This window comes from Pseudaquabacterium rugosum, from assembly GCF_038066575.1.
GTDB lineage: Bacteria > Pseudomonadota > Gammaproteobacteria > Burkholderiales > Burkholderiaceae_C > Pseudaquabacterium > Pseudaquabacterium rugosum.
The window spans coordinates 284924-298238 of record NZ_JBBUTF010000006.1 but is presented as its reverse complement, the minus strand read 5'-3'; the positions used below and the strand labels follow the sequence as shown (position 1 = coordinate 298238).

The following is a 13315-nucleotide window of genomic DNA, read 5'->3' as shown; positions in this document are numbered from 1 at the left end:
CACGATGGCCACCTTCGTCTACAAGTCCGATGCGCTGCGCGGCCAGGGCTGGGCCCGCGTCTTCGCGCAGCGCGCGCCGCAGATCGACTTCCGCATCTGGCCCGACATCGGCGAGGCGGCCGACGTGCACTGGCTGGCCGCCTGGGAGCCGCCGGCCGATCTGGCCACGCGCTTTCCGGCCTTGCGCGCGCTGTTTTCCACCGGCGCCGGAGTCGACCAGTTCGACCACCGCCTGCTGCCGCCGGAGCTGCCGCTGATCCGCATGATCGAGCCCGGCATCACAGAGGGCATGGTCGAGTACGTCTGCCATGCCGCGCTCGATCTGCACCGCGACATGCCGGCCTACCGCCGCCAGCAGGCGCTGCAGCAGTGGCAGCCGCTGCCGGTGCGCCCGGCCGCCAAGCGGCGCATCGGCGTGCTGGGCCTGGGTGAGCTGGGCCGCGCGGTGCTGCAGCGGCTGGCGCTGTTCGGCTTCGACGTGGCCGGCTGGAGCCGCAGCGCGCACACCGTGCCGGGCATCGTCTGCCACCACGGCCCGGACGGGCTGGACGCGCTGCTGGCGCGCAGCGACATCCTGGTCTGCCTGCTGCCGCTGACGGCCGAAACGCGCGGCCTGCTCGATGCCCGGCTGCTGGCCCGGCTGCCCGCGGGCGCGAGCCTGATCCACGTCGGCCGCGGCCCGCAGCTCGATGCCGATGCGCTGCGCCGCGCGCTGGACGCCGGCCACCTGGCCGAGGCCGTGCTGGACGTCTGTGACCCCGAGCCGCTGCCCGCCGGCCACCCGCTGTGGGCCCATCCGCGGGTGCGCATCACGCCGCACATCGCCAGCATGACGCGGCCGGAGACGGCCGCCCACGCCGTGCTCGACAACCTGCAGCGCCTGGCCGACGGCCAGCCCCCGCTGGGCCTGGTCGACCGCGGCCGCGGCTACTGAGCGCCCCCAGGGCCGGGCTGCACCTCCGCAGGATCTGCCGCCAGGCCCGGACGCAACGCGCATCCTGCGCTGCACGGGCCCCTCAATCCGGCATCCATCTCCAGCGGCCCACCCGCACACTGGCCGCACCGCCCACCGGATCCGTTCCCCCAGCCATCCGACCGCCATGCTCACGTCCGCCTCGCCCCACGACGTCCTGACCGACCTGGACCGCCGCCACCTCGTCCACCCTGTGGCCCACTGGCGCGGCCACGAGGCCTGCGGCCCCTCCATCCTGGCCAGCGGCCAGGGCGTGTGGCTGCAGGACGACCAGGGCCGCGAACTGCTCGACGGCTTCGCCGGCCTGTGGTGCGTCAACGTCGGCTACGGCCAGGAGAGCGTGGTGCAGGCCGCCACCGAGCAACTGCGCCGCCTGCCCTACGCCACCGGCTACTTCCACTTCGCCAGCGAGAGCGCGATCCGCTTGGCGGCGAAACTGGTGGACATCAGCCCCGCCTCGCTCAGCCGCGTCTATCTGACGCTGGGCGGCTCCGAGGCGGTGGACGCCGCGGTGCGCTTCATCACCCTGTACTGGAACAGCGTCGGCCAACCGCAGCGCAAGCAGTTCATCGCGCTGCAGCGCGGCTACCACGGCTCCTCGTCGACCGGCGCGGGGCTGACGGCGCTGCCCGTCTTCCACCGCGGTTTCGACCTGCCGCTGCCCAACCAGCACCACATCCCCTCGCCCTATCCCTACCGTCACCCCTCAGGAGGCGACGACGCGGCGGTGATCGCCGACTCGGTCGCGCAGCTGCGGGCCAAGGTGGCCGAGCTGGGGCCGCAGAACGTGGCCGCCTTCTTCTGCGAGCCGATCCAGGGCTCGGGCGGCGTCATCGTGCCGCCGGCCGGCTGGCTCAAGGCGATGGCCGACACCGCGCGCGAGCTCGGCATCCTGTTCGTCGTCGACGAGGTGATCACCGGCTTCGGCCGCACCGGGCCGATGTTCGCCTGCCAGGCCGAAGGCGTGGAGCCCGACCTGATGACGGTGGCCAAGGGCCTGACCTCGGGCTATGTGCCGATGGGCGCCACGCTGATGTCCGAGGCGGTCTACGCGGCCATCGCCGATGCCGCGCCGCAGGGCATGGCCATCGGCCACGGGGCGACCTACTCGGCCCACCCGGTGGGCGCGGCCGTGGCGCTGGAGGTGCTGCGCCTGTACGAGGACGGCGGCATCCTGGCCCATGCCCAGGCGGTGGCACCGCGCTTCGCGGCCGCGATGCAGGCGCTGACGGCCCATCCGCTGGTCGGCGACGCGCGCCAGCGCGGCCTGCTCGGCGCGCTGGAACTGGTGGCCGACAAGGCCACGCGCCGCGCCTTCGATCCGGCCCTCGGCCTGGGCGAGCGCATCTTCGGCATCGCGCTGCGCCATGGCGTCATCTTCCGCAGCTTCAATGACCACATCCTGGGCTTCGCCCCGGCGCTGACCATCACCGAGGCCGAGATCGACGAGCTGTTCGCCCGCGTGCGGCGCGTGCTCGACGACGTGCTGACGCTGCCCGAGGTGCGCACGGCGATGGGCTGATCCACGCCGCGGCCGACGGCAGGGATGCACGGCACAGGGCTTGCCGGCATGGACCTTGCACCGCGGCGGTGGCATTCTGCTTGCCCTGAGCTGCACCGTTAGCTTCCCGTCGTCCCCGCAACACTCCGTGACATGCCCGAAGCCCTGAAGATCGACCGCCTGGACCTGCGCATCCTGGCCCAGCTGCAGAAGAACGGCCGGATGACCAACGTCGACCTGGCCGACGCCGTGGGCCTGTCGCCCAGCCCCTGCCTGATCCGCGTCAAGCGGCTGGAGCAGGCCGGCTACATCAGCGGCTACGGCGCCCATGTGCGGCTGGAGAAGCTGGGCGACACGCTGACGGTGTTCACCGAGGTGACGCTGGCCGACCACCACCGCGAGGACTTCATCCGCTTCGAGTCGGCCATCCGCGAGGTCGACGAGATCATGGAATGCCACCTCGTCAGCGGCGGCTACGACTACCTGCTGCGCTTCGTCACCCGCGGCGTCAACCACTACCAGCAGATCGTCGAAGGCCTGCTCGAACGCAACATCGGCATCGAGAAGTACTTCAGCTACATCGTGATCAAGTCGCCGTTCGTCAAGACGCACTGTCCGATCGAGCGGCTGTTCCCCGAACACCGCTGACGCCCGCACCGGGCGCCGGCCTGAGCGAAGATGTCCCACCCTGCACCCGACGACCGCCCGCCGCCGAGCGCCCGCTTCGTGCGGCTGGACGAGACCGACCGTCCGCCCGTGGCCCTGATGATCGACGGCAGGCCCGCCCAGGCCCTGGCCGGCGACACGCTGCTGACCGCGCTGCTGCAGCACGGCCGGCGCGTGCGCGACAGCGAGTTCGGCTGCGGCCCGCGCGCCGGCTTCTGCCTGATGGGCGCCTGCCAGGACTGCTGGGTGTGGACGCCGCAGGGCGGGCGCCTGCGCGCCTGCAGCACGCCGGTGAGCGCCGGCCTGCAGGTGCTGACCGCCCCGCCGGCCCACCACTGGCCGGTGACGCCCGATCTGGCCGCCAGCGCGGCCCGCGTGGGGGAGGCGCTGCCGCGGCGGGCGCAGGCGGGCGCGGATTCGTGTGCGACGCCCGGTGCGGACGCACCCACCGACACGTCACGCCCGGCCACCGGAGACCCGGCATGAGCCCGGCGCCCCGCATCGTCATCGTCGGCACCGGTCCGGCCGGCGTGCGCGCCGCCGAGGCCGTGGTGGAAGCCGGCCTGCGCCCGGTGGTGGTCGACGAATCACCGCGCGACGGCGGCCAGATCTACCGCCGCCAGCCCGAGGGCTTCCGCCGCCCGGCGGTCAAGCTCTACGGCCCCGAGGCGCCCAAGGCCGTCGCGCTGCACCAGCGCTTCGACGCCCTCAGGCCCCACATCGACCACCGCGCCGGCGCCCTGGTCTGGAACCTGACGCCGGGCGCGCTGCACCTGGTGCACGAGGGCCGCGCCGAGACGCTGGCCCTCGACGCGCTGCTGCTGGCCACCGGCGCCACCGACCGCCTGATGCCGGTGCCCGGGTGGCAGCAGGCTGGCTGTTACACGCTGGGCGCCGCCCAGATCGCGCTGAAGGCCCAGGCCTGCGCGGTCGGCCGCCAGGTGGTGTTCATGGGCAGCGGGCCGCTGCTGTATCTGGTGGCCAGCCAGTACCTGCAGGCCGGCGCGGCCGCCGGCGTGCGCGTGGCCGCCGTGCTGGACACCGCCCCACCGCTGCAGGCCGCCGATGCCTGGGACGCCCTGCCCGGCCTGCTGGCCCGCCCCGGCCTGCTGTGGCGCGGCCTGGGCCTGCAGGCGCAGCTGCGACGCGCCGGCGTGCCGCTGATGCAGGGCGTCAGCCCGCTGCGCATCGAGGGCGATGCCACGGCCGGCGTGCAGGCCGTCGTCGTGCACGACGCGCGCGGCCGCGAACGCCGCTTCGAGGCCGATGCCTGCGCGCTCGGCTGGCATCTGCGGCCCGAAACGCAGCTGGCCGACCTGGCCGGCTGCCGCAGCGTGCTCGATGCGCACAGCCGCCAGTGGCTGCCCGCCCTCGACGCCGACGGCCGCAGCAGCGTGCCCGGCGTCTACCTGGCCGGTGACGGCGCACGCCTGCAGGGCGCCGACGCGGCCGAGACCGGCGGCCGCCTGGCGGCGCTGGCCCTGCTGGCCGACCAGGGCCATGCCGTCGCCCGCAGCCGGCTCGACACCGAGGGCCCGGCGCTGCGCGCCCGCATGGCCCGCATGGAGCGCTTCCGCCAGGGCCTGGCGCGCGCCTTCCCCTGGCCGCACGAGGCCGCCGCCCGCCTGCCCGACGACACCGTCGTCTGCCGCTGCGAGGCCGTCACCGCCGGCGAGCTGCGCCAGACCGTGCGCGCGCAGCACAGCCAGGAGATCAACCGCAGCAAGGCCTTCTGCCGCGTCGGCATGGGCCGCTGCCAGGGCCGCTACTGCGGCCAGGCCGGCGCCGAGATCGTCGCCGCCTGCGCCGGCCTGCCACTGCAGGCGGTGGGCCGCCTGCGCGCCCAGGCGCCGGTCAAGCCGCTGCGGATGGACACGCCGGAGGCCACGCCATGACGATAGCCCGTGCGCCGATGCACGCCGCCCGCTCGGCGCCCCAGGCGCCCGCCCGCAGCGACGTGCTGATCCTGGGCGGCGGCCTGATGGGCTGCTGCACCGCCTTCTTCCTGCGCCAGCGCCACGGCCTGTCCGTCACGCTGCTGGAGCGCGAACTCGTCGGCCGCCAGGCCAGCGGCACCAACTTCGGCAACGTGCGCCGCCAGGGCCGCGCACTGGCCCAGATCCCGCTGGCCAACCGCGCCCGCGAGGCCTGGGCCCGCACGCCCGAACTGTTGGGCGAGGACGTCGAGTTCCGCCCTTATGGCCACCTGCGCGTCTGCTACACCGAGGCCCAGGCCCAGCGCCTGGTCGAGCATGCCGAGGCGGTGCGCCCGCTGGGCCTCGACCTGAGGATCCTGAGCGCAGCCGAGCTGCGACGCGACTGGGGCCTGTTCACCGGCGAGGTGGTGGCGGGCTCGTATTCGCCGATCGACGGCCATGCCAACCCGCGCATCGCCGGCCCGGCCTTCGCCCGCGCCGCGGCCCGCGCCGGCGCGCACATCGTCGAGCACGCGACGGTGGCCACCGTCGGCCCGGACGGCGCCGGCTATGCGGTGCACACCGCGGACGGCCGCCGCTTCCAGGCCGACCAGCTGCTGATCAGCTGCGGCGCCTGGTCGCACACGCTGTCGGCGCAGTTCGGCGAGCCGGTGCCGCTGGAGCCGCGCGGCCCGCAGATGGGCGTCACCGAGCCCCTGCCCTGGGCGGTGGGTCCGTCGATCGGCGTCTCCTCACCGATAGAGGAAGAGGGCCTGTACTTCCGCCAGATCCGCCGCGGCAACATCGTCTTCGGCGGTGGCCTCAAGGGCCCGGCCGACACCGCCACCGTGCGCGCCGCCAGCCGCCCCGACAACATCCTGCGCCAGTTGCGCGAGCTGCGGCGCTGGGTGCCCGCCTTCGCCAACGTGCAGCTGCTGCGCACCTGGAGCGGCATCGAGGGCTACACCGCCGACGCGGTGCCGGTGATGGGCCCGAGCGCCCGCCACCGCGGCCTGCACTACGCCTTCGGCTTCAACGGCGAGGGCTTCGCGCTGAGCCCGGGCGTGGGCGAGGTGATGGCCGAGCTGATCGCCACCGGGCGCAGCCCGACGCCGGTCGAGGCCTTCTCGATCGGGCGCTTCGCGGCAGCGGGGCGGGCGACGGCGGGCTGAGCGGCCGAGGAGACAGGCGCTACAGCCCCGCCCGCCAGGACCGGGCCTGCCGCACCAGGCCCTCGAAGATGGGCTGAGCCGTCTGCGGAGGGAAGTCGGCGCCCAGACGCGCCTGCACCGCCGCGATGGCCGGCTCGATCCGCGCCACCAGGGCCTGCATCGCCTCCCAGGCCCCGGTCAACCATCTGCTCGGATTGAAGGATGGCAAGAAACGTTTCCTGGACGTGATGACAGCGGCCAGCAAGGCGTTCTCGCTGTGCGGCACGCTGGATGACGCGGTGGCGCTGCGCAAGGAGATCGCGTTCTTTGCAGCAGTCAAGGCGGCGATCACCAAGTTCACCACGGTGGACAAGAAGCGCACGGCTGAGGACAAGAACAGCGCGCTCAAGCAGATCCTGGACAACGCCATCGTGGCCGACGGGGTGTCGGACATCTTCGCGCTGGCCGGGCTGGACAAGCCCAACATCGGGCTGCTGTCTGACGAGTTTCTGGAAGACGTGCGGCAGATGAAGAGCCGCAACCTGGCCGTGGAGCTGCTGGAGAAGCTGCTGCGCGACGAGATCAAAGCCCGGACCCGCAACAACGTCGTTCAGGAGAAGAAGTACGGCGATCGCCTGCTGGAGACCTTGCGGCAGTATCACAACCGCGCGATCGAGACTGCCCAGGTGATCGAGGAGCTGATCGCCATGGCCAAGGAGTTCCAGGCCGTGCTGGAACGCGAGGCTGCGCTGGGCCTGGGCCATGACGAGATCGCCTTCTACGACGCGCTGGCCAACAACGAGAGCGCGGTGCGTGAGCTGGGCGATGAAACGCTGAAAAGGATCGCCGTCGAGATCACCGAGAAGCTGCGGGCCAGTACGACGGTGGACTGGCAGGTGCGCGACAGCGTGCGCGCCAAGCTCCGCATCCTGGTGCGGCGTACGCTGCAGCGGTGGAAGTACCCTCCGGACCAACAGGCGGATGCGGTGGAACTGGTGCTGAAGCAGTCGGAGACGCTCTCCGACCAATGGTCCAGGTGATCGGGTGATGGCGTCGGGCAAGGCGGGCGAACAAGCTGACGTCGCCGGCCTGGTCACAGAGCCCGCCCAAGTTCAGAAGCTACTGCCGCCGCTGCGTCAGCAGCCGTCATATGTCGCGGATTAGCTGGCGATCAACGGCCATCGGGATGGCACCCTGCAGGATGGCCTTGAGCCGGCGCGGCCGTCAGCGCGCATCGTGACGGGTTACTTGCGGAGCCAAGCACTTCTGGGTGGTGTGAGCGGCATCGAACCAACGACACGCGCATTCTCAACCCCCGCTTGATAACAGCCCCCGATCGATTGATTGTTCGGCGGCCGCACCGCGTCAACACTGCGCCACCTCCCGCAGCCGGCCTGTCGTCCGAGCCGGGCCAGGTGTTGACCGATGCTCGATCCGACCACCCACCGGCAGCTCGCCGAAGAACTCCAGATCGCCGAGGCGACGCGCGTGCCGGTGCGGCACTTCTCGCTCCGCCATCCGGCGATGACGATCGATGACGGCTACGCGATCCAGCGCGAGTGGGTCGCGCTGCAGCGCGCGGCCGGCCGTCGGCCGGTGGGCCGCAAGATCGGCCTCACTTCCCGGGCCATGCAGATCGCCGCGCAGATCACCGAGCCCGATCACGGCGTGCTGCTCGACAGCATGGTGCTGCGGGATGGCTCGGAGGTGGAGGCCGCGCGCTTCCTGGTGCCGCGCTTCGAGGTCGAGTTCGCCTTCATCCTCGGCCGTCGGCTGGAGGGCCCGAACGTCTCCTTGTTCGACGTGTTGCGTGCCACCGATTTCGTGGCGCCGGCGCTGGAGCTGATCGACGCCCGCATCGAGCAGTTCGACCGCGAGACGCGCGCGCCGCGCACCGTGCGCGACACCATCGCCGACAACGCGGCCAATGCCGGTATCGTGCTGGGCGGCCGGCCGGTGAAGCCCGATGCGGTGGACTGGCGCTGGGCCGGTGCGCTGCTCTACAAGAACGGCGTGATCGAGGAATCGGGCCTGGGCGCGGCGGTGCTCAACCATCCCGGCAACGGCGTGGCCTGGCTGGCCAACAAGATCGCCCCCTATGGCGAGGCGCTGGAGGCCGGCGAGATCGTGCTGGGCGGCTCCTTCACCCGCCCGGTGGCCTGTGCGGCCGGCGACACCTTCCATGCGGACTACGGGTCCCTGGGCTCGATCTCGGTGAGGTTCGTCTGATGCGCACGCCGGACAACCCCTTCAAGCGCCGGCTGGGTGAGCCGGTGGCGCAGATCGGCCTCTGGCTGGGGCTGGGTGACCCCTTGACGGCGGAGTTGTGCGCCACCGCCGGCTTCGACTGGCTGCTGATCGACGGCGAGCACGGCCCGAACGATCTGCGCTCGATGCTGGCCATCCTGCAGGCGGTGGCGGCCTGGCCGTCGCAGCCGGTGGTGCGCCTGCCGCACGGCGATCCGGCGCTGATCAAGCAGGTGCTGGAGATCGGCGCCACCACGCTGCTGGTGCCGATGGTCGAGACCGCGGAACAGGCGCGCCGCCTGGTCGAGGCGGTGCGCTACCCGCCGGCCGGCCTGCGCGGCGTCGGCAGCGGGCTGGCCCGCTCGTCGCGCTGGAGCCTGCATGCCGACTATCTTCAGGCGTCCGACGACCGCGTGTGCCTGCTGGTGCAGGTCGAGACCGTGGGCGCGATGGCCGAGCTCGATGCCATCGCCGCGGTCGACGGCGTGGACGGGGTCTTCATCGGCCCGGCCGATCTGTCGGCCTCGATGGGCCTGCTGGGCCAGCCCGGCCATCCAGAGGTGCGCGCCGTGGTCGAGCGGGCCATCGCCCGCATCCTGCAGGCCGGCAAGGCGCCCGGCGTGCTGACGGTGGACGAGGCGCTGGCGCGGCACTACATCGCGCTCGGCGCACGCTTCGTCGCCGTGGGCGTCGAGGCGACGCTGCTGGCCGCGGCCACGCGCGCGCTGGCCGGCCGCTTCCGGTCGCCGGCGGCCCCGGGGGCCACCACCCCGGCCCCCTCCTGCCCCGCCACCTACTGATCCCCCGCATGGACCTCGACACCCTGCGCGACGGCCTGCGCGGCCGCCTGCTGACCACGGCCGACGAGATGGCCCCCTTCCTGACCGACTGGCGCGGCAAATGGACGGGCCACGCACTGGCCGTCGCCCAACCCGACGATGCGCAGGACGTCGCCCACGTCGTGCGTTGGTGCGCGCGGCACGGCGTGGCCGTCGTGCCCCAGGGCGGCAACACCGGCCTGTCGGGCGGCGCCACGCCCGACACCTCAGGTCGCACATTGCTGCTGTCGCTGAGCCGCATGCGGCGCATCCGCGACGTCGACGCCGTCAACGGCACCTTGACGGTGGACGCCGGCGTCACCCTGCTGGAGGTGCAGGCCGCGGCACAGGCCGCCGGCCGGCTGTTTCCGCTGAGCCTGGCGGCCGAGGGCAGCTGCACCATCGGCGGCAACCTGGCGACCAATGCGGGCGGCGTGCAGGTGCTGCGCCACGGCAATGCGCGCGAGCTGTGCCTGGGCCTGGAGGTGGTGACCGCGGCCGGCGAGGTCTGGGACGGCCTGCGCGGTCTGCGCAAGGACAACACCGGCTACGACCTGCGCGATCTGTTCATCGGCAGCGAGGGCACGCTCGGCGTCATCACCGGCGCAGTGCTGAAGATGGTGCCGGCCCCGGCCACGCAGCGCGCGGCCTTCGTCGCCGTGCCCACGCCGCAGGCGGCGCTGGCGCTGCTGCAACTCGCCCAGGCCACGCTCGGCGCACAGCTGACGGCCTGCGAGCTGATGAGCGACGCCTGCATCGCGCTGGTCGAGCGCCATGTCGAGGCCGCGCGGCTGCCGCTGCAGGACCGCTCGCCCTGGTACGTGTTCCTGGAGATCAGCGGCAGCGCGTGCGACGACGGCGCCAACCCCGCACTGGAGCGGGTTCTGGAACAGGCCCTGGAGCAGGAGCAGGCCACCGATGCGGTCCTGTCGAGCAGCCTGGCGCAGTTCGACGCGCTGTGGGCGTTGCGCGAGGACATCTCCGAATCACAGGGCGCCGAAGGCCCGACGATCAAGCACGACATCGCGCTGCCGATCTCGCGCATCGCCGATTTCATCGAGACCACGAGCACCGAACTGATGGCCCTGCACCCCTCGCTGCGTCTGGTGGTCTTCGGCCACCTGGGCGACGGCAACCTGCACTTCAACGTGTCGCCGCCGGCCGGTGCCAGAAGTGCGCAGGACCGCCAGGACTTCCTGGCGCTGGAGACGCCGCTCAACCGCCACGTCCACGACGCCGTCGCCGCGCGCGGCGGGTCGATCTCGGCCGAACACGGCCTGGGCGTGCTGCGGCGCGACGAGGCGGCCGTCTACCGCTCGCCCGTCGAACAGCGCCTGATGCAGGCCATCAAGCAGGCCCTCGATCCTCAAGGGCTGATGAACCCCGGCAAGGTGCTGTGAGCCCCTTACCGCACACCTCAGGAGACAGACCGACCATGACACCCGACCGCCGCCATTTCCTCCACACGCTGTCCGCCGGCGTGCTGACGATCACCGCCACCCAGCCGCGGGCGCAGAACCTGCCCGAGTCGCTGCGCCTGATGTGCGGCTTTCCGCCCGGCGGCAGTGCGGACGCCATCAGCCGCTGGATGGGCGAGCGCCTGGCCGGTGTCGTCGCGCGCTCGGTCGTGGTCGACAACCGCACCGGTGCGGGCGGCCGGCTGGCCATCGAGACGCTGAAGTCGGCCACGCCGGACGGCAGCACGCTGCTGCTGACGCCCTCGTCCACGCTGGCCATGTACCCGCACGTCTACCAGAAGCTGAACTACGACCCGCAGGCCGATCTGGCACCGGTCTCGCAGGTCTGCGATTTCGTGCACGGGCTGGCCGTGGGCGCGGCCGTGCCGGCCTCGGTGCGCACGCTGCCGCAGTTCATCGCCTGGTGCAAGGCGCATCCCGATCAGGCCAGCATCGCCAACACCGGCGACGGCACGATGCCGCACTTCCTGACCATCCTGCTGGGCCGGGCGATGGGCACGAAGATCGAGGCCGTGCCCTACAAGGGCGCCGCCCCGGCCATCAACGACGTGATCGCCGGCCAGATCGCCGCCATCATCGCGCCCGAAGGCACCTACACCAGCTATCTGGCCGACGGCAAGCTGCGGCTGCTGGCCACCTCCGGCGAGCGGCGCTCACGCTTCTTCCCGAACGTCGGCACCTTCGCCGAGCAGGGCGCGAAGTCGCTGATCGTCGGTGAATGGTTCGCGCTGTTCGCCCCGGCCCGCACGCCGGCCGCGCTGATCACGCGGGCCGCGGCCACCATCACCGCGGCCGTGCGCACCGAGGACCTGCAGACCAAGCTCGCCAAGTTCGGCATGAGCCCGGTGGGCTCGACGCCGGCCGCGCTCGGCGACCGCCTGAAGGCCGATCTCGCCTTCTGGGGCCCGGTGGTGAAGTCCACCGGCTTCACCCCGCTGAGCACCTGAGCCTTCGTCCGTCCGGAGCCCGCTGATGACCTCCCCTGCCCTGCAGATCGGTGCCCACGCCGTCTCGCCCGACCACTACATCGACGGCCGCCGCGTGGCCGGTACCGCTCATTTCGACGTCCACTGCCCGATCGACCAGCGCCTGCTGGGCCGCGTGGCCGAGGGCGACCCCGCGCATGTCGAGGCCGCGATCACGGCCGCGCAGCGCGCCTTCCCGGCCTGGAGCGCACTGAGCGCCGCCGAGCGCCTGCCCTACCTGGAACGCTTCGCCGAGGAGATCGGCCGCCGCGCCGAGGCGCTGTGCGCGGTCGAGAGCAGCGATGCCGGCGTGCTGCTGTCGCGCATGCAGCATGGCGTGGTGCCGCGCGCGATGCTCAACATCCGCTGGTTCGCCCGCCATGCGCTGGCGCTACAGGCCCGCACGATCGAGACCGAGCAGGCCACGCACCACGTGCGCCACGATCCGGCCGGCGTGACGGTCATCATCACGCCCTGGAACGCGCCCCTGATGTTGTCGACCTGGAAGCTGGGGCCGGCACTCGCCGCCGGCAACACCTGCATCCTCAAGCCGCCGGAATGGGCGCCGCTGACCTGCTCGCTGCTGGCCGACGCGGCCGATGCGGCCGGCCTGCCGCCGGGCGTCTTCAACCTGGTGCAGGGCACGGGCGCGACCACCGGCGCGCAGCTGGTGGCCGATCCGCGGATCGCGCGCATCTCGTTCACCGGCAGCGTGCCCACGGCGCGCCGCATCGCCCAGGCCGCCGGCGCCAACCTGGTGCCCTGCAGCCTGGAGCTGGGCGGCAAGAGCCCCTTCATCGTGCTGGAGGACGCCGATCTGGACGCGGCCGCCGCCACCGCCGCGCTGATGTACCGCAACGCCGGTCAGGTCTGCCTGGCCGGCACCCGGCTGCTGGTGCACGAGCGGGTGGCCGAGGACTTCGCGCAGCGCATGCGCTCGATCGTGTCGCAACTGGTGGTCGGTGACCCGCGCGATCCGGCCACCGAGGTGGGGCCCATCATCCATCCACGCCAGGTCGAGCGCGTGCTGGGCTTCGTCGAGCGGGCGGTCGCGGCCGGCGCCCGCGTGCTGTGGGGCGGCCAGGCCCATGATTTTGGCGCCCAGTACGTGCAGCCCACGCTGCTGGACCACGTGCGGCAGGACGACGAGATCGTGCAGAACGAGGTCTTCGGCCCGGTGCTGACGCTGCAGACCTTCGCCAGCGACGACGAGGCCGTGGCCCTGGCCAATGGCACCGACTACGGCCTGGGCGGCGTGTGCTACGGCCAGACCGACCATGCGCAGGCCATGGCCGAACGGGTGCGCACCGGCTTCATCTGGGTCAACAGCTTCGGCATCCGCGACCTGGCCGCGCCCTTCGGCGGCATCAAGCGCAGCGGCATCGGCCGCGAGGGCGGCGACTGGAGCTTCGAGTTCTTCTGCGACGTCAAGGACGTCGTGCTGCCCCGCCAGCCGTTCAAGGCCAGCTTCAGCCACCGCTGAAACCCCGCGGCACGCCCTGCCGGCGTGCCCTTCCCCCGCGAGACCTCCGCCGGGGCTGCCGCACGGGCAGCCGCCGGAGGCGGTGTCGTTCCCGACTCCCGGACGAGAGGATTTCCG

General features: G+C 72.5%; 10 protein-coding genes and 2 pseudogenes. All 12 read left to right on the top strand.

Annotation, left to right across the window (positions count from 1 at the left end; genetic code table 11):
- Window positions 1–4 precede the first annotated feature (4 nt).
- Window positions 5–934 carry a 2-hydroxyacid dehydrogenase gene (locus AACH11_RS08695; RefSeq protein WP_341373818.1) on the top strand — a complete coding sequence of 310 codons (930 nt, stop codon included), beginning with the start codon at window positions 5–7 and terminating at the stop codon, window positions 932–934.
- 166 nt (window positions 935–1100) lie between these two features.
- Complete coding sequence (locus tag AACH11_RS08690) at window positions 1101–2495, top strand: aminotransferase class III-fold pyridoxal phosphate-dependent enzyme (RefSeq protein ID WP_341373817.1); 1395 nt, start codon at window positions 1101–1103, stop codon at window positions 2493–2495.
- Window positions 2496–2627: 132 nt separating this feature from the next.
- The gene (locus AACH11_RS08685; RefSeq protein WP_341373816.1) at window positions 2628–3122 is read left to right on the top strand and encodes an Lrp/AsnC family transcriptional regulator; all 495 of its coding nucleotides are present in this window, start codon (window positions 2628–2630) and stop codon (window positions 3120–3122) included.
- Between the two features lie 30 nt (window positions 3123–3152).
- Window positions 3153–3515 (top strand): annotated as a pseudogene (locus tag AACH11_RS08680) ((2Fe-2S)-binding protein); the annotation flags it as partial.
- Between the two features lie 107 nt (window positions 3516–3622).
- Window positions 3623–5035 carry an FAD-dependent oxidoreductase gene (locus tag AACH11_RS08675; RefSeq protein ID WP_341373815.1) on the top strand — a complete coding sequence of 471 codons (1413 nt, stop codon included), beginning with the start codon at window positions 3623–3625 and terminating at the stop codon, window positions 5033–5035.
- Complete coding sequence (locus tag AACH11_RS08670; RefSeq protein WP_341373814.1) at window positions 5032–6228, top strand: NAD(P)/FAD-dependent oxidoreductase; 1197 nt, start codon at window positions 5032–5034, stop codon at window positions 6226–6228. The genes AACH11_RS08675 and AACH11_RS08670 overlap by 4 nt, the downstream gene beginning before the upstream one ends.
- A 146-nt stretch (window positions 6229–6374) precedes the next feature.
- Window positions 6375–7247 (top strand): annotated as a pseudogene (locus AACH11_RS08665) (DUF3387 domain-containing protein); the annotation flags it as partial.
- A gap of 385 nt (window positions 7248–7632) precedes the next feature.
- Window positions 7633–8436 carry a 2-oxo-hept-4-ene-1,7-dioate hydratase gene (gene hpaH / locus AACH11_RS08660; RefSeq protein ID WP_341373813.1) on the top strand — a complete coding sequence of 268 codons (804 nt, stop codon included), beginning with the start codon at window positions 7633–7635 and terminating at the stop codon, window positions 8434–8436.
- Window positions 8436–9254 carry an aldolase/citrate lyase family protein gene (locus tag AACH11_RS08655; RefSeq protein WP_341373812.1) on the top strand — a complete coding sequence of 273 codons (819 nt, stop codon included), beginning with the start codon at window positions 8436–8438 and terminating at the stop codon, window positions 9252–9254. Before hpaH ends, AACH11_RS08655 begins: the two co-directional genes overlap by 1 nt.
- 8 nt (window positions 9255–9262) lie before the next feature.
- Complete coding sequence (locus AACH11_RS08650) at window positions 9263–10672, top strand: FAD-binding oxidoreductase (protein WP_341373811.1); 1410 nt, start codon at window positions 9263–9265, stop codon at window positions 10670–10672.
- A 35-nt stretch (window positions 10673–10707) separates the two neighbouring features.
- Window positions 10708–11697 (top strand): tripartite tricarboxylate transporter substrate-binding protein, encoded by a 990-nt coding sequence (locus tag AACH11_RS08645; protein WP_341373810.1) that lies wholly within the window; start codon window positions 10708–10710, stop codon window positions 11695–11697.
- A gap of 25 nt (window positions 11698–11722) precedes the next feature.
- Window positions 11723–13198, top strand: coding sequence for an aldehyde dehydrogenase family protein (locus AACH11_RS08640; protein ID WP_341373809.1), 1476 nt, complete (start codon window positions 11723–11725; stop codon window positions 13196–13198).
- The last annotated feature ends 117 nt before the right edge of the window (window positions 13199–13315 follow it).